Origin of the sequence: Actibacterium lipolyticum, assembly GCF_900184935.1 — a bacterium.
GTDB classification, from domain to species: domain Bacteria; phylum Pseudomonadota; class Alphaproteobacteria; order Rhodobacterales; family Rhodobacteraceae; genus Actibacterium_A; species Actibacterium_A lipolyticum.
The window spans coordinates 1,276,867-1,301,417 of record NZ_FXYE01000001.1 but is presented as its reverse complement, the minus strand read 5'-3'; the positions used below and the strand labels follow the sequence as shown (position 1 = coordinate 1,301,417).

At 58.7% G+C, this 24,551-nt stretch carries 21 protein-coding genes; 7 read left to right on the top strand and 14 right to left on the bottom strand.

Annotation, left to right across the window (positions count from 1 at the left end; translation table 11 throughout):
* Positions 1 to 108: 108 nt before the first annotated feature.
* The 3 genes from der to COL8621_RS06470 all read right to left on the bottom strand — a co-directional run bounded on the left by der (position 109) and on the right by COL8621_RS06470 (position 3,670).
* Entirely contained in the window at positions 109 to 1,563 is a 1,455-nt protein-coding gene (gene der / locus COL8621_RS06480) for a ribosome biogenesis GTPase Der (RefSeq protein WP_093966452.1), read from the bottom strand.
* 48 nt (positions 1,564 to 1,611) lie between these two features.
* Positions 1,612 to 2,937 carry a PQQ-like beta-propeller repeat protein gene (locus COL8621_RS06475; protein ID WP_093966451.1) on the bottom strand — a complete coding sequence of 442 codons (1,326 nt, stop codon included), beginning with the start codon at positions 2,935 to 2,937 and terminating at the stop codon, positions 1,612 to 1,614.
* A gap of 79 nt (positions 2,938 to 3,016) precedes the next feature.
* Positions 3,017 to 3,670 (bottom strand): tetratricopeptide repeat protein, encoded by a 654-nt coding sequence (locus tag COL8621_RS06470; RefSeq protein ID WP_093966450.1) that lies wholly within the window; start codon positions 3,668 to 3,670, stop codon positions 3,017 to 3,019.
* Between the two features lie 234 nt (positions 3,671 to 3,904).
* Here COL8621_RS06470 and COL8621_RS06465 point away from each other — a divergent pair, with 234 nt between their 5' ends.
* On the top strand, positions 3,905 to 5,137 hold the full coding sequence (locus tag COL8621_RS06465) for an efflux RND transporter periplasmic adaptor subunit (RefSeq protein WP_093966449.1): 1,233 nt from the start codon (positions 3,905 to 3,907) through the stop codon (positions 5,135 to 5,137).
* Entirely contained in the window at positions 5,134 to 8,721 is a 3,588-nt protein-coding gene (locus tag COL8621_RS06460; protein ID WP_093966448.1) for an efflux RND transporter permease subunit, read from the top strand. The genes COL8621_RS06465 and COL8621_RS06460 overlap by 4 nt, the downstream gene beginning before the upstream one ends.
* A 15-nt stretch (positions 8,722 to 8,736) precedes the next feature.
* On the opposite strand, the gene COL8621_RS06455 is transcribed toward COL8621_RS06460, so the two are convergent.
* Together COL8621_RS06455 and COL8621_RS06450 are read right to left on the bottom strand one after the other, a co-directional pair.
* Positions 8,737 to 10,569 (bottom strand): ABCB family ABC transporter ATP-binding protein/permease, encoded by a 1,833-nt coding sequence (locus COL8621_RS06455; RefSeq protein WP_093966447.1) that lies wholly within the window; start codon positions 10,567 to 10,569, stop codon positions 8,737 to 8,739.
* A gap of 62 nt (positions 10,570 to 10,631) precedes the next feature.
* On the bottom strand, positions 10,632 to 11,996 hold the full coding sequence (locus COL8621_RS06450; RefSeq protein WP_141137848.1) for a LysM peptidoglycan-binding domain-containing protein: 1,365 nt from the start codon (positions 11,994 to 11,996) through the stop codon (positions 10,632 to 10,634).
* A gap of 99 nt (positions 11,997 to 12,095) precedes the next feature.
* Between COL8621_RS06450 and COL8621_RS06445 the strand changes: the two genes are divergently transcribed.
* On the top strand, positions 12,096 to 12,653 hold the full coding sequence (locus tag COL8621_RS06445) for an LOG family protein (protein WP_093966445.1): 558 nt from the start codon (positions 12,096 to 12,098) through the stop codon (positions 12,651 to 12,653).
* Here the strand turns inward: COL8621_RS06445 and rarD are convergent.
* The 7 genes from rarD to COL8621_RS06410 form a co-directional block, all read right to left on the bottom strand.
* A complete protein-coding gene (rarD, locus tag COL8621_RS06440; RefSeq protein ID WP_093966444.1) occupies positions 12,590 to 13,534 on the bottom strand; it encodes an EamA family transporter RarD in 945 nt (314 codons plus the stop codon). The genes COL8621_RS06445 and rarD overlap by 64 nt on opposite strands.
* Before the next feature lie 106 nt (positions 13,535 to 13,640).
* Positions 13,641 to 14,459: a hypothetical protein gene (locus COL8621_RS06435; RefSeq protein WP_093966443.1), complete on the bottom strand. Its 819-nt coding sequence runs from the start codon at positions 14,457 to 14,459 to the stop codon at positions 13,641 to 13,643.
* A gap of 69 nt (positions 14,460 to 14,528) precedes the next feature.
* Positions 14,529 to 15,137 carry a superoxide dismutase gene (locus COL8621_RS06430; RefSeq protein WP_093966442.1) on the bottom strand — a complete coding sequence of 203 codons (609 nt, stop codon included), beginning with the start codon at positions 15,135 to 15,137 and terminating at the stop codon, positions 14,529 to 14,531.
* A gap of 175 nt (positions 15,138 to 15,312) precedes the next feature.
* Positions 15,313 to 16,023, bottom strand: a complete 711-nt coding sequence (locus COL8621_RS06425) for a methyltransferase domain-containing protein (protein ID WP_093966441.1) — start codon at positions 16,021 to 16,023, stop codon at positions 15,313 to 15,315.
* A gap of 74 nt (positions 16,024 to 16,097) precedes the next feature.
* A complete protein-coding gene (locus COL8621_RS06420) occupies positions 16,098 to 16,664 on the bottom strand; it encodes a sarcosine oxidase subunit gamma (RefSeq protein ID WP_093966440.1) in 567 nt (188 codons plus the stop codon).
* Positions 16,657 to 19,668 (bottom strand): sarcosine oxidase subunit alpha family protein, encoded by a 3,012-nt coding sequence (locus COL8621_RS06415; protein WP_093966439.1) that lies wholly within the window; start codon positions 19,666 to 19,668, stop codon positions 16,657 to 16,659. The genes COL8621_RS06420 and COL8621_RS06415 overlap by 8 nt, the downstream gene beginning before the upstream one ends.
* Positions 19,665 to 19,994: a sarcosine oxidase subunit delta gene (locus tag COL8621_RS06410; RefSeq protein ID WP_093966438.1), complete on the bottom strand. Its 330-nt coding sequence runs from the start codon at positions 19,992 to 19,994 to the stop codon at positions 19,665 to 19,667. Before COL8621_RS06410 ends, COL8621_RS06415 begins: the two co-directional genes overlap by 4 nt.
* 32 nt (positions 19,995 to 20,026) lie before the next feature.
* Between COL8621_RS06410 and COL8621_RS19105 the strand changes: the two genes are divergently transcribed.
* On the top strand, positions 20,027 to 20,203 hold the full coding sequence (locus COL8621_RS19105; RefSeq protein ID WP_176438441.1) for a hypothetical protein: 177 nt from the start codon (positions 20,027 to 20,029) through the stop codon (positions 20,201 to 20,203).
* A 101-nt stretch (positions 20,204 to 20,304) separates the two neighbouring features.
* Here the strand turns inward: COL8621_RS19105 and COL8621_RS06405 are convergent, their stop codons facing one another.
* Positions 20,305 to 21,552 carry a sarcosine oxidase subunit beta family protein gene (locus COL8621_RS06405; protein ID WP_093966952.1) on the bottom strand — a complete coding sequence of 416 codons (1,248 nt, stop codon included), beginning with the start codon at positions 21,550 to 21,552 and terminating at the stop codon, positions 20,305 to 20,307.
* Between the two features lie 203 nt (positions 21,553 to 21,755).
* Here COL8621_RS06405 and ccmI point away from each other — a divergent pair, with 203 nt between their 5' ends.
* From ccmI to COL8621_RS06390, 3 genes are read left to right on the top strand one after another with little or no spacing between them, the layout of a single operon-like run.
* Entirely contained in the window at positions 21,756 to 22,991 is a 1,236-nt protein-coding gene (ccmI, locus tag COL8621_RS06400) for a c-type cytochrome biogenesis protein CcmI (protein WP_093966437.1), read from the top strand.
* Positions 22,988 to 23,467 (top strand): Holliday junction resolvase RuvX, encoded by a 480-nt coding sequence (gene ruvX / locus COL8621_RS06395; protein WP_093966436.1) that lies wholly within the window; start codon positions 22,988 to 22,990, stop codon positions 23,465 to 23,467. The genes ccmI and ruvX overlap by 4 nt, the downstream gene beginning before the upstream one ends.
* Complete coding sequence (locus tag COL8621_RS06390; protein WP_093966435.1) at positions 23,464 to 23,697, top strand: DUF1289 domain-containing protein; 234 nt, start codon at positions 23,464 to 23,466, stop codon at positions 23,695 to 23,697. Before ruvX ends, COL8621_RS06390 begins: the two co-directional genes overlap by 4 nt.
* Here the strand turns inward: COL8621_RS06390 and COL8621_RS06385 are convergent.
* Positions 23,694 to 24,518 (bottom strand): sulfite exporter TauE/SafE family protein, encoded by an 825-nt coding sequence (locus COL8621_RS06385; protein WP_093966434.1) that lies wholly within the window; start codon positions 24,516 to 24,518, stop codon positions 23,694 to 23,696. The two genes, COL8621_RS06390 and COL8621_RS06385, sit on opposite strands and share 4 nt — an antisense overlap.
* Positions 24,519 to 24,551: the final 33 nt, after the last annotated feature.

Sequence of the window (24,551 nt, the reverse complement as noted above, 5' to 3'; positions counted from 1 at the left end):
GATTAGAAAATGCTTGGATATGGGGCGCGTGATCGCGGACGATTTCCAAGAATTCACACCAGCGCGCAAAGTATCGCGGGCAGCTGAACCACCCGCGATGCCAATCGATTATTCGCCGTGCGGCTTCTTATCCAAATGCTTGCGCAACCGCGACGGGGTCGACTTTTTCTTGCCCTTATAGGGGTTCTTATCCGCCTGACTGCGCATCGTCAGTCGGATCGGCGTACCCGGCATGTCAAAGTCCGTGCGCAACCCGTTTACCAGATACCGCTTATAGCTTTCCGGCAGCTTTTCAGGATGCGAACACATCACAACAAAGCCCGGCGGGCGGGTTTTTACCTGTGTCATATACCGCAGCTTGATGCGCTTGCCGCCCGGTGCGGGGGGCGGATGCACCTCTAGCATACCAGTCAGCCAGCGGTTCAGGCGCGCCGTTGAAACGCGACGGTTCCAAACTTCGTGCGATTTCATGATCGCGGCGTGAAGTCTGTCCATGCCCCTGCCCGTCTTCGCAGAAACGGTCACCAAAGGCGCACCTTTCAGCTGGGGCAGCAAACGCGCGAATTCCTCGCGCAGTTCTTTAAGCTTGTCCTGCTTTTCGTCTTCAAGGTCCCACTTGTTGACGGCAATAACAACGGCACGACCTTCGCGTTCGGCCAGATCGGCGATGCGCAGATCCTGTTGTTCGAAGGGGATGCCAACATCCAGCAGCACCACAACGACTTCGGCGAACTTAACCGCACGCAGGCCATCAGACACGGATAGCTTTTCAAGCTTTTCCTGAACCTTGGCTTTCTTGCGCATCCCGGCGGTGTCCCAGATACGCACCGGTGTGCCTTCCCATTCAAACTGGGTCGAGATGGCGTCGCGGGTGATCCCGGCCTCGGGGCCGGTCAAAAGCCGGTCTTCGCCGATGATCTGGTTGATCAAAGTCGATTTGCCCGCATTCGGGCGACCAACAACAGCAACTTGCAAGGGCCGTGCTTTTGTCGGAACGCGCGGGCCTTCGTCGTCTTCATCAACGTCGACGTCCGTTTCCGGCGCGTTCATCGCAGCTTTTTCAGCGAACTCATCGGCCAGGGGCAGAAGCATCGTGTAAAGCTCGTTCATGCCTTCGCCGTGTTCGGCGGACAGACGCAAAGGCTCCCCAAGGCCAAGAGAATAAGCTTCGATCACGCCAGCGTCGGCAGCGGCCCCTTCGCCCTTGTTCGCGGCCAGAATGACATGCGCGGATTTCTTGCGCAGGATTTCGGCGAACACTTCGTCGGCAGGCAAGACACCCGCGCGCGCGTCGATCATGAACAGACAGATGTCTGCCATTTCAACCGCGCGTTCAGTCAAACGCCGCATCCGACCCTGAAGCGATTCATCCGTCGCCTCTTCCAGACCGGCGGTGTCGATCACGGTGAACCGCAGATCGGCAAGGCGCGCTTCGCCTTCGCGCAAGTCGCGCGTGACGCCGGGCTGGTCGTCGACCAGCGCCAGGCGTTTGCCAACCAGGCGGTTAAATAGCGTTGATTTCCCCACATTGGGGCGGCCAACAATGGCCAGCGTAAAGCTCATCTGAAGCTCCGAAGCGATTCCAAGCCGCCCGCCTACACCATTCTCGCGTCAGCGGAAAGCGTGCAATTGGCCGTTCGAGGTCACAAGGTAAAGTGTGCTGCCCGCCACGACCGGCTCTGCCGATGCGCCAGAGGGCAATTCCAACGTTCCGACAAGCGCGCCACTTTCAGGAGAGAAAAAGCGCACAAGCCCATCATCGGACGCAACAACAAGCCGCCCACCAGCCAGCACCGGGCCGTAATGGGCATAGATTGATTTGCGCCGTTTTGTCTTTTCCTTGACGAAGTAAGGCAGCTCTACCGCCCAGACACGTTCGCCAGTTGCCGCATCAAGGCGCACCAGTTCGGCCTGATCCGACACAAGGAAGACAGAGTCGCCAGCCGGGAAAACCGGGCTGTAGGCACCGTCATTCGCTGTCCACAACCGCTCGCCGCTTGAGGCGCTGATCGCCACCGTACGGCCGGACTGGTTGCCAACATAAATTACGTTTCCATCCACCACCGGATCACCCGTGATGTCACTGATGGTCGTATAAACCCGGCCGCGCCGCTGCCCCGAGATGGACGAGGCCCATACCCGCACACCGCTTTTGCGCAGGGTCGCCACCATTTCGGATGATCCGAACGGGAATACCGCCAGACGATCAGTCACCGCAGGTGCAGCGCCGCCCACCATGCCGGATTCGGATGGTGTGCCCGGCAATTGCCACTGAACGCGGCCATCGTCGGCGGTAATCGCCCATGCGCGGTTGTCACGCGAAACGACATAAACCAAACCATCGCGGTAAGATGGCGCGCCGCTTACTGCGGCTTCGGTTTTTTGCTCCCACAGTTCTTGGCCGGTGGCCGGATCAAGCGCCACAAGCGCCCCAAAACCGGTGGTCACGAACAAACGGCCATCCCCAAAGGCAAGCCCGCCACCAGAGGCATCTTCTGCGCGCTCTGTCGCTGGGGTCAGGTCGGCCGACCACAGAACCGCGCCAGATGTCGAATGCGCCATCACGCGGCTTTGAGAATCCAAAGTGAACACACGGCCGCCAGCGATAACCGGTTCCGCCGTGATCTTGTGCTTACGGCTGTCGCCCGCACCGATGTTCACGCTCCACGTGCTTGTCAGGGACGTTCCCAGCGCTGGATGCACAACCCGGTGCGCAGCGTTGCCCCGTGTCTGCAACCAATCGGTCTGTGACTGCTGTGCAGGAAGGCTGATCGGGCGCACGACATTGGCGGAAACCGCTTCTGCACCCTCGGCACCTTCAGCTAAAAGCGCATCGCGCACGCCGAACCGCTCCCCATCAAGGATAAGCTCGCGTTCGCCACACGCACCAAGCGCCGACACCAACGTCAGAATTCCGATACCTTGGGAAAGTTTCAACGCCCAATGTCCCTTTTACTTGTCGGTACGATCTATGCCGCACCTCAGTCGCTATGAAAAGGCCTGTATCGACAACCGATTACAGGCCCTCAAGCGACCCACCCAATGCCACAATCAACTGAGAGGCCCGCTGACGCAACCCCGCCGTCGCATCACTGGCGGTCAACAGCTCGCGCAAGCGTTCGATCGCGGCGTCTGTCTGACCCAGCTCTGCTTCGATAAGCGCGGACTGTTCTTCAGCCAAGGCACGGAAGGGCTGACCCGGCGCGGTCAAAGGGCTGAGCGTGGCAAGGCGTTCTTCGCCAGCCACGGTCGCGCCTTGCGCAAACACCTGCTTCAGCGTCGCAAGCTGGCGATAGGCCAACGGCAGATCGTTGTTTTCAGCAATCACAGCAAAACGCGCAGCGGCCGCAGCCGGATCTTCGCCAGCAAGTTCTTCGCCAGCGGCCAAAAACTCAACCAAGGCTTCGGCGTTTCCTGATGCTTCGATCGCTTCCAGGGCTGTCACGCGTTCGGCGGGTTCATTCGCCTCTAGCGCGGCAAGCATGGCATCGCCAAGCTCTTGCGAGGCGGCAACGGTTTTCGCCTTGCGCCATTCATTAAACGCGGCACCGCCCACCAACAAAAGGACGGCTACAACCGCGATCCATCCGTAACGGCGGAAAAGCATAAAAAGCTGATCGCGGCGGACTTCTTCGGTCACTTCTTCGATAAAGTTTTCGGGATTGCTCATGTGCCTCTCTCTAGCCTTACAGGGCTTGACCGGCCACGTCTTACCCCATGCCCCGGCCACTTGCCAAGCCCTGCCCGGCCTTGGGGCATGCCCATCTTGCGCCGCGTTGCAGAAAAGTTTATTCTGAACTGGTCGGTTCAGGAGCGACCATTGCAATCACAACTCTACACACTGACATACTGGCAGTAGTGCCAATTTAGGCGCGCTACAGGCAACGAAAACATTGAGGAACATATGCGGATCATCTCTTTTCTGACGGCTTTGATCGTTGCAGTAGTGTTGTACCTAGTTGTGATGGAGCGTGATCGCGTACTGTCCTTCGCCGGACGCGATGATGAAGCTGTGGCAGAGACAACAGCCGAGGCACCCACCGAAACCGTTGAAACGGACGAACGCACAGTGTCTGTTGTTGCCGTCCATTCGACCGCGCGCCCAATCGACGCCGCTGTTCTGGTGCGTGGCCTAACCGAAGCCGCCCGGCAGGTCGATGTGCGGGCTGAAACCACTGGCCGCGTCATTTCCGAACCGCTGCGTAAAGGTGCGTTTGTGAACGAAGGTCAGATGATCTGTCAGATTGATCCGGGCACGCGGGCGTCCAATGTTGCCCAAGCCGAAGCACAATTGGCCGAAGCAAAGGCAAACCTTCCAGTGGCCAGCGCGCGCGTCGAAGAAGCCAAATCCATGCTGTCCGAAGCTGAAATCAACAATCGCGCCGCCGTAAAGCTGCAGGCGGATGGCTATGCGTCGGAATCGCGCGCGGCTGCAACAACCGCTGCGGTTTCTTCGGCCATGGCCTCTGTCGAGGCGGCGAAGTCGGGGCTTGATGCGGCCAACTCTGGGGTGTCCGCCGCCGAAGCGGCCGTCGCAACCGCCAAAAAAGAGATCGAGCGCCTGACGATCGTCGCGCCCTTCGCGGGCCTGCTGGAATCCGATAGCGCGGAATTGGGCGAGCTTCTTCAGCCCGGGTCGCTTTGCGCAACCGTGATCCAGCTTGACCCCATCAAACTGGTTGGTTTTGTGCCCGAAACCGAAGTTGAAAAAGTCTCGGTCGGGGCACGTGCTGGTGGGCGACTGGCCACGGGCCGCGCCGTTGAAGGACGCGTGACGTTCCTAAGCCGCGCGGCAGATCCAGCCACACGCACCTTCCGCGTAGAAGTTGAAATTCCTAACCGCGACCTTGCCATTCGCGACGGTCAGACCGTTGAAATGGCGCTGTCTTCCGGTGCCACACAGGCGCACCTGCTGCCGCAGTCCGCACTGACGCTGAACGACACGGGCCGCGTTGGCGTACGTTTGGTGGACGGTGAAAACCGCGCCGCATTCGCCGCCGTTGACGTTCTGCGCGACACCGTGGACGGGATTTGGTTGACCGGGTTGCCCGATGCCGCAGACGTTATTGTCGTTGGTCAGGAATATGTGGTCGACGGGGTTCCCGTGCTTGCGACCTATGAAGGGGGCGAACAATGACGGGCATAATTGACTGGGCCGCCAGCCATGCGCGAATGGTCGTCGCCTTTATCGTTTTGTCGATCCTTGCGGGTGCGATGGCCTATACAGGCCTGCCCAAAGAAGGCGAGCCGGACATCGAAATTCCGGCCATCTTTGTGTCGGTCCCCTTCCCCGGCATTTCGGCGGAAGATTCCGAAAAGCTGTTGATCAAACCCATGGAAACAGAACTGTCCGATCTGGACGGCCTGAAATCCATGAGCGGAACCGCCCAAGAAGGCTATGCCGGGGTCGCGCTGGAATTCGAATTTGGTTGGGACAAGACCAAAATCATCGCCGACATCCGCGATTCAATGAACACCGCCGAGGCAAACTTTCCCGAAGGCGCCGAGAAATATTCGATCAACGAGATCAACTTTTCCGAATTCCCGATCATTATCGTGACCCTGTCGGGCAAGGTGCCCGAACGCACGCTTCTGCGCGTCGCCAAAGACCTTCAGGATGAGTTGGAGTCGCTAGACCCCGTTCTGGAAGCTGGCCTTGCCGGCCACCGCGACGAGATGCTTGAGGTCGTGATCGACCCTCTTCGCCTAGAGGCATATAACGTCACCGCCGCCGACCTGATCAATGTTGTGGTCAACAACAACCAACTGATCGCAGCAGGCGAAGTTGAAACGCCCACCGGTGCGTTTTCGGTAAAAATCCCGGCCTCGTTCGATAACACGCTGGATGTCTATGCACTGCCCGTAAAACGCAATGGCGACAGCGTCGTAACGCTGGGCGATCTGGCCGACATCCGACTGACGTTTGAAGACCGGCTGGGCACCGCGCGCTACAACGGCGAAACGACCGTTGCCCTTCAGGTGGTTAAGCGCAAAGGCTTTAACATCATCGACACCGCCGATCTGGTGCGTGAAACGGTTGAAAAAGCGCGCGCTGACTGGCCGCTGGACCTTCAACAATCCGTCACCGTTGGCACATCGCTAGATCAATCACGCACCGTTGCGTCGATGGTTGAACAACTTCAGGGTTCTGTTCTGACTGCGATTGCCTTGGTGATGATCGTTGTTCTGGCCTTCCTCGGCAGCCGCTCTGCGCTGCTGGTGGGCTTTGCCATTCCGACATCTTTCCTGTTGTGCTTTGTGCTGTTGGGCCTGATGGATGTCGCGATTTCCAACATCGTTATGTTCGGCCTGATCTTGGCCGTTGGGATGCTGGTGGATGGCGCGATCGTTGTCGTCGAATACGCGGACCGCCGCATCGACGAGGGCGCAGGCCCGATGGCGGCCTTTACCGAAGCCGCGAAACGCATGTTCTGGCCCATCGTCAGTTCAACGGCCACCACGCTGTGCGCCTTCCTTCCGATGCTGTTCTGGCCCGGCGTTCCGGGCGAATTCATGGGCATGTTGCCGGTCACGCTGATCTTTGTTCTGTCGGCATCATTGGTCGTGGCGCTGATCTATCTTCCGGTCATGGGCGGTGTTTCAGGCCGGTTCTCGCGGATGCTGGATAATGCTGCTGCGCTTGTGCGCCCGCTTCCATGGATTGCGCGCGCCCTGCTGGTTGTTGTCGCGCTTTATGTCGTGTTTGTCGGCGCGATGCAGACGCTGAACCCTCAGTACATTCTGGACATGTCGAAAGACTTGCCAAGCGCGGTTCGCATCTTGCCCGGCGCATTGATTTTCTGTTTCGGCGCGGCCCTAAGCTCTATCGCGATTACGGCGGTGAAGATCGAAAGCGGACCAAAACGCATCCGCGGTGGATATCGCCGCACGCTGTTTGGACACTTCATCAAGTTTATTACCGGCAACCCGATCATGCCGCTGGTTTCGATCGTTGGCGTGATCGCCTTCGTTGTCATGGTGTTTGGTGCCTATGGCGCGAACAACAAAGGCGTCGAATTCTTTGTTGAATCCGAACCCGAGCAAGCCATCGTTTATGTCCGTGCGCGGGGCAACCTATCGCTTGAACAAAAGGACGCGCTGGTTAGCAAAGTTGAGGATGCGATCATTAACCACCCGGCAATCGAAAGCGTCTTTGCCTTTGCCGGTGACGGTGGCTTGAACCAGAACAACGGCGGCGCCGAAGCTCCGCTGGATACCGTTGGACAAGTGCAGATCGAATTGCTGCCGTGGGAAGATCGCAAAGACGATGACAACCTTGATGGCGATGTCGTGTTGAACGAAATCGAAGCCGAGCTTGCAAAAATTCCCGGCATCAAGACAGAGATCCTTTCACAATCGCGCGGGCCCGCCTCTGCGAAGCCTGTCCACTTGCGCCTGAAGGGCGACGACTGGGATGCCTTGGTTGAGGCCACTGAAACCGTTTCCGCCAAATTCGAAGAAACAACTGGTCTGGCCGATATCGAAGACACGCTGCCCCTGCCCGGTATTGATTGGCAGATCGACGTGGATGTCGAACAGGCGGGCCGCTATGGCGCTGACGTGACCACGGTTGGTGGCATGGTTCAGCTGGTTACCCGCGGGCTGTTGCTGGACACGATGCGCGTGCCCTCTTCGGATGAAGAGATCGAAATTCGCGTCCGCCTGCCCGAAGATGATCGTGTGCTGTCAACGCTGGACACCCTAAAGGTGCGCACGGCTGATGGGCTTGTTCCCCTGTCGAACTTCATCACCCGTGAGCCGGTCAAAAAGCTGGGTCGTATCACCCGTGTTGACCAGAAACGGTACTTTGACGTGAAAGCCGCCGTTGACGCAGGTCTGAATAATGATGACGGAACCCCAATCAACCCCACCGAACGCATCGCCGTGATCACCGACTGGCTGCAAAGCGAATCCCCCCTGCCCGCAGGTATTGAATGGGAATGGACTGGCGATCAGGAAGATCAGGCAGAATCCGGCGCGTTCCTGCAGCAGGCTTTCGCTGGGGCGCTGGGGCTGATGTTCATCATCCTGCTGGCACAGTTCAACAGCTTTTATAACGCGGCCCTTGTGCTGCTTGCGGTGGTGCTGTCCACGGCGGGCGTTCTGATCGGGATGATGGTGATGGGGCAAGCGTTCTCTATCATCATGACCGGTACGGGCATCGTGGCGCTGGCGGGGATCGTGGTGAACAACAACATTGTTCTGATCGATACCTATCAGGAATTCAGCCAATACATGCCCAAGCTAGAGGCAATCGTGCGCACCGCCGAACAGCGGATCCGCCCGGTTCTGTTGACCACAGTCACCACGATGGCGGGCCTGGCGTCGATGATGTTCGGCCTTAGCTTTGACTTTGTTGACGGGGGCTATTCCATCGACAGCCCGACGGCGCTGTGGTGGAAACAGCTGGCAACGGCGGTTGTGTTTGGCCTTGGCATCGCGACGGTTCTGACGCTGATCTTCACTCCATCCATGCTGGCCCTTCGCATCTGGTTCTGGCGTGGCGCATATGGCACGGCAGACCTGCTTACGTCGCTTTCATTGGGCAAAGGCAGCCAAACATCGCAAGACATGGCCCTGCGATCCGCCGCCCGCAAAGTGAAGCACCCCGAAATCATCTGGCAGGACGAGGAGTTCACGGCAATGCCCGCGAAGCCAAAGCCTTCGGACGAGGACGACAAAGCCGAGACACCAAAGCGCCCGCTTCGCGCGGCAGAATGACAAGATAGGAGGCCGTCAGGCGGCGGCCTCCCCTTCCTCTCCGGCTTGCTGGCGCTGCCACATCGCGGCGTAACGCCCGCCAAGCGCAAGCAGATCGTCGTGGCAGCCACGCTCTGCGACCAGACCGTTTTCAAGCACCACAATCTCATCCGCATCGACGATCGTAGATAGCCGGTGCGCGATACTCAGCACGGTGCGCCCGTGGCCCATCGCCTTAAGCTCTGACTGAATTTCGGCCTCTGTCTCACTGTCCAGCGCCGAGGTCGCCTCGTCCAGCAACAGGATCGGCGGGTTCTTCAGCAAGGTCCGCGCAATCCCAACACGCTGCTTTTCACCGCCTGACAGTTTCAAGCCACGTTCGCCCACCAAAGTGTTGTAGCCGTGCGGCAGGCTTTGGATGAAGTCGTGTATCTTGGCCGCTTTGGCCGCGCCCTCAACCTCTTCCTTGCTCGCTTCGGGGCGACCATAGGCGATGTTGTAATAGATCGTATCGTTGAACAGCACCGTGTCCTGCGGCACCACGCCGATGGCCGCATGCAGGCTTTCCTGCGTAACATCGCGCACGTCTTGCCCATCAATCAGCAGCGCGCCATCGTTCACATCGTAAAAGCGGAACAACAGCCGCCCGATGGTTGATTTGCCAGACCCGGATGGCCCCACCAATGCAACCGATCCGCCGACGGGAACCGAGATGCTGACGCCTTTCAAAATGGGGCGCTCATCATCATAGCCAAAGGCAACATCGCGCAACTCAACCGCGCCGCCAGTCACCTTTAGCGCGGGCGCGTCGGGTTTGGTCTGAACTTCGGCCGGTTGACCAAGCAGATCAAACATTTCCCCCATATCAACAAGGCTTTGACGGATTTCGCGATAGACGGTTCCAAGGAAATTCAACGGCGTGGTGATCTGCATCATATAGGCGTTCACCATCACGAAATCCCCGACCGTCAAGTCGCCTGCCTGAACGCCCATGGCCGCCAAGATCATGACGCCGATCAGGCCAGCCGTGATCAAAAGAGACTGCCCGAAGTTCAGAAACGCCAACGAATAGGACGTCTTGATCGCCGCGGCCTCGTATCCCACCATCGCGGCGTCGTAACGCTCTGCCTCGCGCCGTTCTGCGCCGAAGTATTTCACCGTTTCGAAGTTTAGGAGACTATCGATGGCCTTTTGGTTGGCGTCCGTATCCTGATCGTTCATCTGGCGGCGGATCTTCACCCGCCATTCCGTTACGCGGAAGGTGAAGGTCACATAGGCGGCGATGGTCAGAACCACGATGGCCAGATACCACACATCAAACACCACATAGAAAATCACGGCGACCATCAGCAGTTCCAGCACAAGCGGCCCAATGCTGAACAAAAGGAACCGCAGCAGGAATTCGACGCCCTTGACCCCGCGTTCGATAATGCGGCTTAGCCCGCCAGTTTTGCGCGTGATGTGATAGCGCATGGAAAGGCGATGGATGTGAGTGAACGTCTCAAGCGCTAGGGTTCGCAATGCCCGTTGGCCTACCTTGGCAAACACCGCATCGCGCAACTGTTGAAACCCAACGTTCAGAAGCCGCGCCATGCCATAGGCGATGGTGATACCCACCGCCCCCGCGCCCAGCATCCATGCGGGTGACTGGCCCTCTCCGGCAAGGGTGTCCACAGCCTCTTTATAGACAAATGGGATCGCGACAGAGATGACCTTGGCCAGTACAAGCATCGCAAGCGCCAGAACGACACGTCGTTTCACCCAACCCTGCCCGTCGGGCCAAAGGTATGGGCCAACCCGTCGGATCGTTTTCAGGGCACGCCCACGTTCAAGTGCGGCGATTTCGGCGGAGGAGCTGGCTGGGCGCATTCTGAGACTTTCCTAGCGGGGCCGAACGACCGTATTGCCCGCCCGCAGAAAAGACCAGAGGACTAGTTGTCAGAGGGCATCGCAAACACCTGACCGGGATAGATCAGATCAGGGTCGCGGATCAGATCGCGGTTCGCCTCATAGACTTTGACGTAGAGCGTGCCATCGCCAAAGTTTTCCCGCGCGATCCCCCACAGGGTAAAGCCCGGCTGGACAGTGACCGCCTGCAGCCCGGTGCCCGCCTTCAACGTGTCAGAATTTGACGCGGCCAGCAGTTCAGCCTCGGCCTCGCGCTTGAAGGGCGTTTCAAAGCGCCCCGAAACTTTGCCATCCGCATTCAACTGATCAGCGCGCAGAGTGTAAAGGCCCGCTGCCACGTCTTCCTGTGTGCTCGTCCACTGGCCACTGGCACCAACCCGGGCGTCGCCGACTGCCTTATTGTTCAGGTAAACACGGACAATCGCGCCCGGCGCGGCGCGGCCAGACAGTACCACAGCCCCATCTGCGCGATATGAGATCGCATCAATCACGATGGATTGGCCTGGCGTCGCGGGTGTTTCCGCAGAACGTGGCTGTAATACGCGGACACCGGATTCATCGGCCAGCAGCACACCTGGCGCACGGGCCACTTGCGCAGGCGCGGCTATCGCAGGGGTTGAGGTATCGGCTTGCACCACTTCGGGCGCGGAGGGTTCACTTTCAACTTCAGCTTCGGTTTCGACCACGTCTTCCACCGCTTCGGTGTCTTGTGTCGCGATCATAACCGCCTTCGGTTCTGCGATATCTTCCGCCGCTGGTTCGCTTTGCAGTTCCTCTACCGCGGGAACGTCAAGCGCGGCGACCTTTTCCTCGGCTGGTACTTCTTTCGGCCCGGCCACCACAACGGGTTCCGCGACAACAGGGTTGGCTTCGGCAACGGCATCGCCCGTTGGTGTTGGTTCAAGGATAACAACACCTTCGGACAGAACTTTTTCACCATCGCCAGTGGCCGTTTCCAGTGAAACCAGTCGGGCAACCTCGCTTGGGGCCATGTCAAACATCGCGACGAATTGCCCCCGCCGATCAGAGGTCGCAGTGGCCGCAGGCTGGCCATCGATCAGAACGGTTACATCCGTACCCGGTGCGGCAAGCCCTGCAATAAGGGCGCCGCCCGTTGGCTCCACCCGGACAACGTCAAAGCTGGGCGGGGTCACTTCGGAAGGCGTGTCTTCCTTGGAAACCACATTTGAATCAACCGGTTCTGCGACATTTTTCACGTTATCGTCAGGTGCAGCAATCTGCGCCACAGGCAGCGCGGCGGGCACCTCTGACACGGTGCCTGTGCGCCCGTTTTCGTAAACCAGATAACCGGCACCGGCGACCGTAACCGCCAATGTTCCAACAGCAGCACTTTTCATCAGCGCGCCCATATTAGCCCATATCGACATTCATCTCATCCCCCTGCGCGACTGCTCCCCACGGCCACGCTTGCGAGACCATAGCAACCCAGCTATCACGGGTCCAGAACCCTGCATCAGAGGCCTCCTATGACATCTTACCAACGTTCGATCTGTGTCTTTTGCGGCTCACGCGACGGAGGCCGCGAAAGCTATGCCTTGGCCGCCGAAGAAACCGGCCGCGCCATCGCGCAAGAAGGCTGGCGGCTGGTATATGGCGCGGGCGATGTTGGGCTTATGGGGCGGATCGCCCGATCCACGCAGGCCGCAGGCGGCGCAACCTTCGGGGTTATTCCGGTGCATTTGTTCGAACGTGAAGTCGGCAAGCGCGACCTTTCAACGTTTATTGTGACAGAAAACATGCACGAGCGCAAAAAGGTCATGTACATGAACTCTGACGCGATCGTGGTTATGCCCGGCGGCGCAGGGTCCTTGGATGAATTCTTTGAGGTGCTGACATGGCGCCAGCTTGGCCTGCATGAAAAGCCCATCTATCTGTTGAACGTCGATGGGTTTTGGAACCCGCTAACCGGGCTGATGGATCATTTTATTGGTGAAGGGTTCGCCGAGGAAAGCCTGAAGGCCTATGTCACCGTGGTTGATGATGTACCCGCATTGACGGATGCCCTGCGCACCGCCCTTTCCTGACGAACCACATCGTAAAAGTAGATCGCCAGTGCAAGCCAAATGGCGGGCAACGCGATGGCGTGCCAACGGGTCACGACCTCGCCGAACACCAAAACGGCCACGGCGAACTGCATGCTGGAATTGTAATACTGGCCCAGCCCGATTGTCGTCAGCGTGATCCGCTTGGAGGCATAGGCAAACAGCATCAATGGCACCCCCGTCAACAAACCTGACAGTGGCAGCAACAGCGTATCACTTAGGCTTGCACCAAACAGACCGCCCTGAACACCCGCCATGCCAGACCAGCCCTGCGTTGCGGCCCCGACCAGCCAAACAAGTGCAAGCGGCGCGACCAAGACCACCTCGGCGGTGACGGAAACGACCGGCCCGGCTGCGACCTTCTTTTTGACCACACCATACAGCGCAAAGCTGACCGCCAACGCCAGCGAAAGCCAAGGCGCGCTGCCCAGACCAACCGACAAGACAAGCACCGCCCCGGCCGCGATCGCGACTGACAGGCCGCGCACCGCATTCAAATGCTCTTTAAAAAAGAACACGCCGAAAAGAACGGCGATCAGTGGAAAGATGTAATACCCAATGCTTGCCTGAACCGTCTGCCCCGACTGGATGGCAAAGATAAACAGCAACCAGTTCAGCGAAATCAACCCAGAGGCCAGCGCGACAAACCCCAATTGCGGCCCATTGGACAGCGCCGCCCGCAACACGCCCAGCCGCCCCTGAATGGCCAGCACGATTGCAAACATCACCAAGGTCCAGATCGTGCGATGCGCAAGAACCTCTAACGCGGGGACGTGATCGACAAGCTTGTAGTAAATCGGCGACAAGCCCCAAATCGTGTAGGATGCCATCACGGCCAGCATCCCCTTTACCGCTTCGCTCATCGATGTCCCCTATATGCCGCCCGGTTGGCGTATCGCATCACAGAAACCGGTGGAAGAGTTGCGCCCAATCTGCCGACAATTGATCGCTGAACATTTCTTGCAACACCTACTTCTGGGCCGCCCTAACCAATTTCCGCAGGTGCGTAAAATAGATGTCATCCTGCCACAGAAAAGCAACCTTGTCGCCATGTGTGGCAATTGTCGTCCGCCCGATCACGTTTCCATTTGCTGTCAGGTTCAGCAAAGTGGAAACACCAGTTTGGATATCATGCACAGTCACTCCATTGCCCTGATAGCTGCCAAAAAACGCAACGTGATTTCCATCAACCAGAATGGCTCGCGCACCCTCTACTGGGCATGTTTTCAATACAATTTCGACCATATCACCCGAGATTTTGGCAAGGTAAAAGTCGTCGTAGGCGTAGACCCAAACATCGCCATTCACGCGTAGGTGCATCGCATAAAGGTCAAAAATGTCATGACCAGACGAGTTGTTGAAATCGTATGTAAGATTTCCGGCACCTGAAAACCTTCGCAACCCAATAGGGTTTTCATCGAAATAGCCAATCCAGATATTATCGTTCAGGTCGATTATGGTCTGTGCAACCGCATCACCGCTGTGAAAACTACTTAAAAATTCAAAGTTCGGAGAATACAGTCGTGAATTTTTGACATGATCTGCGCAGCGGGAACCCGTAACAAGCCACCGCCCATCCCTGAACCTCTGCACCTCTGGAAACCGAATTTCATCGGCCTCAATCTCGGCATAGGCGGGATGTTTTCCAAAACCTTCTATGCAGATCCGCCCTCGGTCATCGACCCATGAAAGGACAAGCTGTCCCTGTGCATCAAAATTAATGGAACGATTGGTGCCATTCGGGACCGGCCTAGTCGACGCAATTTTTTCGACTTCGAGTTGCTTCATTTATGGACCCCACCGCAAAAAAGGACCGCCCCAAACGGGACGGCCCAAATTCATAAACGATAGCGGCGATTAGGCCGAGGCAAGACGCTCTGCTACGTTTTCCCAGTTTACCAGGTTGTCCAAGAAGTTGGTCAGGTAAGCCGGACGCTTGTTGCGGAAGTCGATGTAGTAGGAATGTTCCCACACGTCGCAGCCCAGCAGCGCGGTCTGGTTAAAGCACAGCGGGTTAACGCCGTTTTCGGTTTTCGTGACCTTCAGCGTGCCGTCGGTGTCAACCACCAGCCAAGCCCAACCCGAACCAAACTGACCAGCGCCAGCAGCCGCGAATTGCTCTTTGAACGCGTCAACCGAACCGAAGCCATCAACGATGCGTGCTTCCAATTCGCCGGGCATCGCGCCCTTGCCTGGGCCCATCATTTCCCAGAACTGCGCGTGGTTCCAGTGCTGCGAGGCGTTGTTGAAGATGCCGTTCTGGGCAACCGCGCCGGACTGGTATGTGCCCTTTACGATCTCTTCCAGTGTTTTGCCTTCCCACTCGGTGCCGGCGATCAGCTTGTTGCCGTTGTCGACATACGCCTTGTGGTGCAGGTCGTGGTGGTACTCCAACGTCTCTTTCGACATACCTGCATCGGCAAGCGCATCATGAGCATATGGGAGGTCAGGAAGTTCAAAAGCCATGGGTCAGCCCCTCTTCGTTCGCGGAAATAAATTCTTCGGATCATACCTGATCCGCACAGGCGATATCGTCAACCCCTGTCTTAGTGTAACTGCCTAGCCGCGAAAGAGTTCCATGCGAACCACTCCGCCCCAACGTGCACTTTCCTTGAAACGAGTGTGCGGGACTAAGTACGCCTTAGCTGCGGATCAAAGATGCCCAGAAGAAACCGCCGATCCGTTCCATTTTCTGGACCTTCCAACCGGTAAGCGATCCAAGCTCTTCAATTTCATCGGCTTCTGGGTGAAACCACTGAAATTCAGGGCCAATTTCACCGCGATAGCTTATTCGGATCCGCATTTCCCCTCGTCGTCGGCCTTCAGCAACGTTCTTTTCTTGGTACGCAATGTGTTGGGGGTTGTCTGTCTCTCTGACATTGATCCCCGTCAGAACAAGCTGTCCCCCCGCGCTGCAAGTGTCATTCAACGTCTTAAAAAGAGCTTTGCTTCCGTCAAACGTGCCTCCGATCCCGACGTTATTTCCAAACAGGCTTATATTTCTGACACTAAACGGAATTTTGGGGATGCCATCTGACATCACGTCAAACAGCTCAACATTATCCAAACCCTGTGCGCGGCAGACTTCGACAGCACCAGTAGAACAATCCAGCCCAAAAGCTTTGTGTCCATTCGCGCCAAGCCACCTGATATGGCGCCCGGCACCGCAACCGACGTCAACCGTTGGCCCATCGACAAGGTGCAACGCAGGCTTTTCAAAGTCGAAGGGTTCGCGTTCAAAATAAAGGCTAGGGCTATGTTCGTCTTCCCAGCCATCGTCACGAATGACTTTGATAAGAGCGTCAGATTGCTCTCGGAAAAATCCCAAAAGTGCGGTGCCGAAAATGTCCATACTGGCAGTCTATGCCAAGGTTTCCTTGCGACACAACGGGCACGAAGCAGACCAACACAGCTTTGCGGCGGGTCCTAAAAGTACCCAACCTCGCTCCCCGGTATCGCTGCGGTTTTCAGCAGGTCAAAGACGTAAGCCGCGACCGAACGGAAGCAGACCAGTTCGAACACGTCCTCTTCCACCATCCAAAAGGCCACCGGCACCTGTGCGGCGCGGGTACGGCGGATCGTGCCCGGTACAAACGCCTCAGGCGACAGATCGACGGGGCAGAGTTTGGCCAAGACCTCGCGCGCGCCGGGGCCGATAATGCGGAACACCGCACGGGCGTCGGACACGTTCACGGCAAGGCTGTGTGTGCCGTCCAGATCGCTCTCCATCGACGCAACGGCGGTGTCAGCTTCGCCATGGGGGACCATCACCAACAGTTCGTCCGGGGACATCCACGCAAGGCCGCGTTCTTCAACAACGCGGCATTCTCGCTGGCCGGGGAAATTCACGCCAGCCACACCGGTGGCGGCGTTTTTTACCTCTGGCAAAGCGTGATCACCGCGCAGGGTGATCATGCCACGCGGGCCCATTTCTTCGACCTTAACGAACCCGTCAAATGTGACGCGGTTCAGGGCGCTTACAGGATCAGACATTCTGCTTCTCCCCTTCTTTGTCATAGAAGACCGGATCAACGATCTTGGCGGCGACGGTGGTGCCATCGACCTTGTTGAATTCGACCACCTCGCCCATCCGGTCAGGCCCGTTCAAAACCAGCCCCATGGCGATGCCACGATCCAGCGTTGGCGAATAATAGGTCGAGGTAACGCGCCCCTGCGTGTTGCGCTGACCGTTGGCGTTGATGCCATCTGCAACGCCATATGACCCGTCAGGAATGACCGAGCCGTCCACAGTTTCCAACCCAACCAGCTTCCACCGTTTCGGATCAGTCATATGGCTGCGCTGCTGCGCGCGTTTACCAAGATAGTCTTCCTTCTTCTTGGAAATCGCCCAGTTCAGCCCCAGATCTTGCGGGATCACGGTACCGTCGGTTTCGTCGCCGATCATGATGAAGCCCTTTTCGGCGCGCATCACATGAAGCGCCTCAGTCCCATAGGGCATCAGGCCGAATTCCGCCCCTGCTGCAATGCAGGCATCCCAGAACGCGCGCCCTTGGGAGGCAGGAACGGCAATCTCATAACTCAGCTCGCCCGAGAATGAGATGCGATAGGCGCGCACCTTGATCCCCGCCAATTCACCATCGGCCCACGCCATAAACGGCAACGCCTCTGCGCTGACATCCATGCCGCCCAGCTTTTCCAACAGCTTGCGGGCGTTCGGGCCAACCACGGCGATCTGCGCGAACTGTTCAGTCGCGTTGGCGACGTAAACCTGCATGTCCCACCATTCGGTCTGAAGCCATTCTTCCATATGCGCAAAGATATGGTCGGCCCCGCCGGTGGTCGTGTGGCACAGGAACGTCTCGTCATCGATCCGCGCGACCACGCCGTCATCCATCAGGAAACCGTTTTCGCTGCACATCAAACCATAACGGCAGCGGCCCGGTTTCAGCGTGGACATCATGTTGGTGTAAAGCAAATCAAGGAACTTGCCCGCATCCGGCCCTTTGACGATCAGTTTGCCAAGGGTCGAGGCATCCAGCAGGCCCAGATTGTTCCGGGTGTTCAGCACCTCGCGCTTCACCGCATCGGCGCGGTTTTCACCGTTGCGCAGATAAGTGTACGGGCGGCGCCATTGGCCGACAGGTTCAAAATCAGCGCCGTTGGCGTCGTTCCATTCGTGGATCGGCGTGCGGCGCAGCGGTTGGAACACCTCTCCCCGCGCTTCGCCCGCAATCGCACCCATCGAGATGGGGGTATAGGGCGGGCGGAACGTAGTGGTCCCAACCTGCGGGATATCCGCACCCAAAGACTGAGAAAGAACCGCCAGGCCGTTGATATTGCTCAACTTACCCTGATCGGTCGCCATGCCCAGCGTGGTGTAACGCTTGGCATGTTCAACGCTTTCATAGCCTTCCTGAGCGGCCAGTTGAACATCGCTGACCTTCACGTCGTTCTGATAATCCAGCCACATCTTGCTGCGCAGCTTTACGCCCGCGCCTTGGGGCATGATCCAGACCGGGGTCATGGGTTCCTCAGCCTCGGCCTCTGCCTTGGCAACGCCTCCGGCGGTGGCGGAAAGGCCAAGTGCCCTGATCGCAGTCTTGCCTGCCGCATCGCCATCGCCAAGCGTGGCGGCAGCGTGCAGTTCGCCGTTCGCAGACCCGGCGGAGATGACAAATGGCAACCCATCGTGAGAGGTGGGCGCGCGGTTCGCATCGGGTCGGAAATGGGCTTGGGCGTCATCCCAGTTCAACTTGCCACCGCAATGGGACCACAGATGCACCACCGGCGACCAGCCGCCGGACATGGCGACCGCGTCACAGGGCACCTGTTCCAGTTCCGCGCCTTCACCGGCTTGGGCGCACAGGGCAACGCCCGTAACGCGCTTGCCACCCAGCACTTTGGCTATGCCTTTGCCGGTTTCGACCCGAATACCAAGGGCGCGCGCGGCTTCGGGCAAGGCGCCGGAAGCTTCGGGGCGGGCATCGATGATCACCGGAACCTCTAGCCCCGCCTGTTTCAGGCAGATCGCCGTGCGATATGCATCATCGTTGTTGGTGACCACAACCGTGCGGTCGCCGGGCGACACCGCCCAGTTCACCGCGTAATCGCGAATGGCAGATGCCAGCATCACGCCCGGCACGTCGTTTCCTGCGAAGGACAGCGGGCGTTCAATCGCCCCCGTGGCCGTAATGATCTGCTTGGCGCGGATACGCCACAGCCGATGGCGCGGCAGGCCAAGGCCGGGGCAATGGTCAGCCACGCGTTCATACCCCAGAACATAGCCGTGATCGTAAACCCCTGCTCCCATCATCCGGGTGCGTAGGGTGACGTTTTCCATCCCCTCAAGCGTGGTGACGGTTTTGGCGATCCAGTCATCTGCGGGGGCACCGTCGATGGTCACACCATCCACCGGCGCGCGACCACCCCAATGGGCGGTCTGTTCCATCAGAATAACCTTTGCACCCGCCTGCCCGGCCGTCAGCGCAGCCTGAAGCCCCGCGATACCGCCACCGATGATCACCAGATCGGCGAAGGCATAGAAATGCTCGTACCGGTCACTGTCACGGTCCTGCGGAGCCTTTCCCAAACCGGCGGAATTGCGGATGAATGGCTCGTACACGTGTTTCCACAGCGGACGGGGATGAATGAACATCTTGTAATAGAACCCCGCCGGCAAGAACCGCGAGAATTTGGCGTTGATCGCTCCGATGTCGAATTCAAGGCTGGGCCAGTGGTTCTGACTTTCCGCCGTCAGCCCGTCGAACAGTTCAGTCGTGGTGGCGCGTTGGTTGGGTTCGAACTGGCCGCCTTTGCCAAGGTTGACCAGCCCGTTCGGCTCTTCCCCGCCGGCGGCAACGAAGCCGCGCGGGCGGTGGTATTTGAACGACCGGCCGACCAACATCTGATCGTTCGCCAACAAGGCCGACGCAAGCGTATCGCCCGCATAGCCCGTCAGGCGTTTACCGTTAAAGCTGAAACCTTCGCGGTGGGACCGGTCGATCAGACGACCACCAGTTTGCAGGCGCGTGCTCATGCGAAATCCCTCCATGTCCAGCCGGGGCGTTTGGCGGTGATGGCATCCTTGATGCTTTGCGGCGGTTCCGAGGTTTGGGCGGTGTAAGTGCCGAACACTTCAAGCGTGGTGGTGCAGCGGGCGGCGTGGAACCATTTTCCACAGCCCGAAACGTGACGCCAGCGTTCGAAATGCACCCCCTTGGGGTTTTCCCGGTGGAACAGATAGCTTTCGAAATCGGCATCCGAAGAGCCGGGGCCGAAGCGTTTCAGATGCGCCTCTCCACCCGCGTGGAATTCGGTTTCTTCGCCTGAGACGCCGCAGTATGGGCAGGTTAGGATCAGCATGGTGCGGCCTCCGATCTGATAGCGCGAAGCGCTTGACCCAATCGGCCATTGGCACGCAAAATCAGGGCATGGAATATTTGATGTATGTCGTGAAAGCATGGCCGCTGGTTTTGGTCGTCCTGCTGGCTATTGTGTTCATTCGGCTTGGCCGTAACCCTAAGCCCCATGGCGACAATCCGCCGGACAGCGGAAGCACTGGGCTTGATTGACCCGAGCCTAGATCCCAGAATACGAAGCGGTTCGCCTGCGGTGCCGGGCACAATTTCAAAGCGAAATACAAGGAACCGCACGGGGCTAACGTGTGAATGCATCAATGCGCCACCCCCGCTGCTACGCTTTCGTCGATGAAGCGGCCTTCGACGAAGCGGTCCATTCCGAACTCGGCTGCAAGGGCGCCGGGTTCGCCTTTTGCGATCATCTCGGCCATGGCCCAGCCGGAACCGGGGATCGCTTTGAACCCGCCGGTGCCCCAGCCGCAGTTGATGAACATCCCATCCACTGGGGTTTTGGAGATGATGGGCGACCGGTCCCCCGTCACATCCACGATCCCGCCCCATTGGCGCAGCATCTTCAGGCGGCTGATGATCGGAAAGGTTTCGATCAGGGCGCGCACGGTTTCTTCGACATGATGAAAACTGCCGCGTTGGGTGTAGTTGTTGAACCCGTCGGTGCCGCCGCCGATGACCATCTCGCCCTTGTCGGACTGGCTCATGTAACCATGCACGGTGTTGGCCATCACAACTACATCCATGCAGGGTTTGATCGGCTCTGACACAAGCGCCTGAAGCGCGACGGATTCGATGGGAAGGCGGAAGCCCGCCATTTCAGAGATCACGCCGGAATGCCCCGCCACGACAACGCCCAGCTTGTTACATTCAATCGCGCCCTTGGTTGTATCGACGCCAACGACCTTGCCGCCGTCGCGACGCACGCCCGTGACCTCGCATTGTTGGATGATGTCCATGCCCATCGCGGAACAGGCACGGGCATAGCCCCACGCCACCGCGTCGTGGCGCGCGGTGCCGCCGCGGGCCTGCCACAAGCCACCAAGAACGGGATAGCGCGGGCCGTCGATGTTGATGATCGGCACCAGCTCTTTCACGCGCTCTGGCCCGATGAATTCGGTTTTCACCCCTTGCAGGGCATTGGCATGGGCGGTTCGTTCGTATCCGCGCACCTCGTGTTCTGTTTGGGCCAGCATGATCACGCCGCGCGGGCTGAACATGACGTTCATGTTCAAATCCTGGCTCATCGTTTCGTAAAGCGAGCGCGCCTTTTCATAGATCGCCGCCGATGGATCCTGAAGGTAGTTGGAGCGGATGATCGTCGTGTTACGCCCGGTATTGCCGCCGCCAAGCCAGCCCTTTTCCAGAATGGCCACATTGGTAATGCCGTGGTTCTTTCCAAGGTAATAGGCCGTCGCCAGTCCGTGCCCGCCTGCCCCGATAATAATAGCGTCATAGCGTTTCTTGGGCTGGGGGGACTTCCACGCGCGTTCCCACCCGGAATGATATCGGGCGGCTTCGCGTGCAATTGCGAATACAGAATAACGTTTCATGGACATACGGCGAATCCCCTTCATCGCGCGGCGGGCACGGTTTGTAATGGACCGATCAAAGATTTGCCCCACGACCATGAGCGGCGCAATGTGAAAAAAACACGACATCGTGCGTGTGCGCTGTGTCGCACCTAAGGGGTTTGCCCCTTCCCCGAACGGCTTAGAGGTAATACATCCCTTGGGAAGCTTATGCAGGAGAGATCATGATTTTCTGGCTGGTCGCCTTTCTTTTGGCCGTCGTCATCGCGGTGGTACTGGTTATCACCATGCTACGCGGGCGGGCCGGTGATGCGCCCCCAGCGGCGTATGATCTGAAGGTCTATCAAGACCAACTGAAAGAGGTGGACAAAGATCTTGCCCGTGGCGTGATCGGCCCCGAAGACGCAGAGCGCACCCGACTTGAGGTGTCCCGCCGCATTTTGGAAGCTGACCGTGCCCTGCAACAAGACGCCAATGGGGCAAAGGCTCCGCGCGCGGCGACCATCGTGGGTGGTCTTGCAGGAAGCGCCGTGTTGATCGTCGGGGCCTTGGCGCTTTATGCGACCATCGGCGCACCGGGGTATCGCGACCTTCCGCTTCAGGCCCGTAAAGACGCCGCCGAAGAAGCCCGCAAAAACCGCCCCCGCCAAGCCGCTGCCGAAGAACAGGCCCCGGCAATGCCAAGCCTAACGACGCCCGATCCGCGCCATGTTGATATGGTCGAAAAGCTGCGCGCCGTTGTGGCGCAACGTGACGATGACCCACAGGGGTTGATGCTGTTGGCGCGTAACGAAGCCGCGTTGGGCAATTTCCGCGCGGGCTACATTGCGCAGTCCAAAATGATCGCGCTTAAGGGTGACGAGGCCACCGGCGAAGATTTCGCCACGCTGGCCGATATGATGGTGCTTGCCGCTGGCGGCTACATCTCTCCAGAGGCGGAAGCCGCACTGGAACAGGCCCTGCGCCGGGATGAGCGTAACGGCACCGCGCGCTATTACCTTGGCCTGCTTTATACCCAGACCGGGCGGCCCGACATCGCCTTCCGAATTTGGCGCAGCTTGCTTGCCGAAAGCGGGGCGGACGAACCATGGGTTGCCCCGATCCGCGCCAGTATCGAAGAACTCGCCTTTCGCGCGGGTGTTGAATATGCGCTGCCGCCCCTTGCATCGGTCCCGGCCCTGCGCGGCCCTTCGGCCGAGGATGTGGAAGCCGCCGCAGACATGACGCCGGAACAGCGGATGGACATGATCCGTGGCATGGTTGACGGCCTGTCCCAACGCCTTGCCAGCGAAGGGGGCAACGCAACCGAATGGGCACAGCTGATCCGCGCGCTTGGAACCTTGGGCGAAACAGATCGCGCCGCTGACATCTGGGACGAAGCGAAAAAAGTGTTCTTTGACCGGCCCAATGATCTGGAAGCGATCCGCGCGGCAGCACAAAGCGCCGGGGTGACCGAATGAGCATCCACGAAGACATCGAAGAGCTGCTGGCCGCCCTGCCCGCGCACCGCGCGTTGATCGGGTTGGACCTTGGCGACAAGACGATCGGGGTTTCGATCTCAGACAGGCTTTTGTCCGTCGCCAGCCCTTTGGAAACCATTCGCCGCAAGAAATTCGGCGTGGATGCAGCCCGCCTGCTGGAAATCATCGCAGAACGCGAAGTTGGCGGCCTTATCCTTGGCCTGCCACGTAACATGGACGGATCGGAAGGGCCGCGTTGCCAATCGACGCGTGCATTTGCCCGAAACCTGTCGCGCCTGACGGAAATTCCGATCGGGTTCTGGGACGAGCGCCTGTCCACAGTTGCGGCAGAAAGAGCACTGTTAGAGGCGGATACGTCACGTAAGCGTCGCGCAGAGGTTATCGATCACGTCGCGGCTGGCTATATCCTGCAAGGGGCACTGGATCGGATACGCCACTTGAGGAATGCCAATTGAAAGACGACACCATCTGGACGCGCGATGAAATTCAATCGCCCTGTGTGCGTATCTGCGTGATCCATCCGCAGGAACGGCTGTGCACGGGCTGCTTGCGCAGCATCGATGAGATCACCCAATGGTCCCGCATGGATAACGCCCAACGGGCTGAGGTGATGGAAGACCTGCCCGCCCGCGCGCCGCGTTTGAAACAGCGGCGCGGTGGCCGGGCCGCACGGGTAAAGGGTTAAAGCCCCGCAACCTTGCGAAGCATATTCAGCGCGACAAGGATCAGGAACGCGGCAAAGACGCGTTTCAAAGGTTTCGGGTTCATCGAATGCGCAAGGTTCGCGCCGATGGGTGCCGTAATCATCGTCATCGAAATCACCAACAGGAACGCCGGAATGTTCACTGCCCCGATGGTGAAAGGCGGGCGCACGTCTGCCGGGATTTGGGTGAAGAAGAACACGATGACCGACGGCACCGCGATGGCAAGGCCAAAGCCTGCGGCGGTCGCAACCGCGCGATGGATCGGCTGACCATAAAGCGTCATCGTGGGCACCGCGAACGAACCGCCACCAACGCCCATCAAGACCGACAAGAACCCAACAATGCTGGACAGCGCAGCACGAACTGGCCCCGCTGGCATCTCATCGGATACCCGCCACGTCGGTTTCCCAAAGGCCAAGTACAGACCGATGAAGATACCGAAGAACCCGAAAATCCCCTGAAGCACGACCGAACGCAGGCTTGACGCCACAAGCCCCCCGACAATCGCCCCGATGATGATGCCGGGCGCCCACGCACGCAGCACGTCCCAATCTACTGCGCCCTTTTTGTTGTGGCTGGCCACCGAACGAAGCGAGGTCACGATGATGGTCGCAAGCGATGTCGCAAGGCACACCTGCATCAAATACGGGCTGTCAAAGCCAAGCGCGGAAAACGTGTAAAGGAACGCGGGCACCAGTACGATGCCGCCCCCGACGCCAAGAAGGCCCGCGATAAGCCCGGCAAAGGCCCCAATGGCCAAAAGCAATACGGCAAGAAGAGCAAGTGTGGCTGGGTCGGTCATCGGTGGCCTCCGGCTGTTTCAGGAGGCCACATA

Coding starts and splice junctions, on each gene's coding strand:
- COL8621_RS06460 (WP_093966448.1), top strand. CDS start 5,134: ATGACGGGCATAATTGACTGGGCCGCCAGCCATGCGCGAATGGTCGTC.
- COL8621_RS06430 (WP_093966442.1), bottom strand. CDS start 15,137: ATGGCTTTTGAACTTCCTGACCTCCCATATGCTCATGATGCGCTTGCC.
- COL8621_RS06445 (WP_093966445.1), top strand. CDS start 12,096: ATGACATCTTACCAACGTTCGATCTGTGTCTTTTGCGGCTCACGCGAC.
- rarD (WP_093966444.1), bottom strand. CDS start 13,534: ATGAGCGAAGCGGTAAAGGGGATGCTGGCCGTGATGGCATCCTACACG.
- ruvX (WP_093966436.1), top strand. CDS start 22,988: ATGAGCATCCACGAAGACATCGAAGAGCTGCTGGCCGCCCTGCCCGCG.
- der (WP_093966452.1), bottom strand. CDS start 1,563: ATGAGCTTTACGCTGGCCATTGTTGGCCGCCCCAATGTGGGGAAATCA.
- COL8621_RS06455 (WP_093966447.1), bottom strand. CDS start 10,569: ATGCGCCCAGCCAGCTCCTCCGCCGAAATCGCCGCACTTGAACGTGGG.
- COL8621_RS06450 (WP_141137848.1), bottom strand. CDS start 11,996: ATGTCGATATGGGCTAATATGGGCGCGCTGATGAAAAGTGCTGCTGTT.
- COL8621_RS06405 (WP_093966952.1), bottom strand. CDS start 21,552: ATGAAACGTTATTCTGTATTCGCAATTGCACGCGAAGCCGCCCGATAT.
- COL8621_RS06465 (WP_093966449.1), top strand. CDS start 3,905: ATGCGGATCATCTCTTTTCTGACGGCTTTGATCGTTGCAGTAGTGTTG.
- ccmI (WP_093966437.1), top strand. CDS start 21,756: ATGATTTTCTGGCTGGTCGCCTTTCTTTTGGCCGTCGTCATCGCGGTG.
- COL8621_RS06415 (WP_093966439.1), bottom strand. CDS start 19,668: ATGAGCACGCGCCTGCAAACTGGTGGTCGTCTGATCGACCGGTCCCAC.
- COL8621_RS06410 (WP_093966438.1), bottom strand. CDS start 19,994: ATGCTGATCCTAACCTGCCCATACTGCGGCGTCTCAGGCGAAGAAACC.
- COL8621_RS06470 (WP_093966450.1), bottom strand. CDS start 3,670: ATGAGCAATCCCGAAAACTTTATCGAAGAAGTGACCGAAGAAGTCCGC.
- COL8621_RS06425 (WP_093966441.1), bottom strand. CDS start 16,023: ATGGACATTTTCGGCACCGCACTTTTGGGATTTTTCCGAGAGCAATCT.
- COL8621_RS06420 (WP_093966440.1), bottom strand. CDS start 16,664: ATGTCTGATCCTGTAAGCGCCCTGAACCGCGTCACATTTGACGGGTTC.
- COL8621_RS06435 (WP_093966443.1), bottom strand. CDS start 14,459: ATGAAGCAACTCGAAGTCGAAAAAATTGCGTCGACTAGGCCGGTCCCG.
- COL8621_RS06385 (WP_093966434.1), bottom strand. CDS start 24,518: ATGACCGACCCAGCCACACTTGCTCTTCTTGCCGTATTGCTTTTGGCC.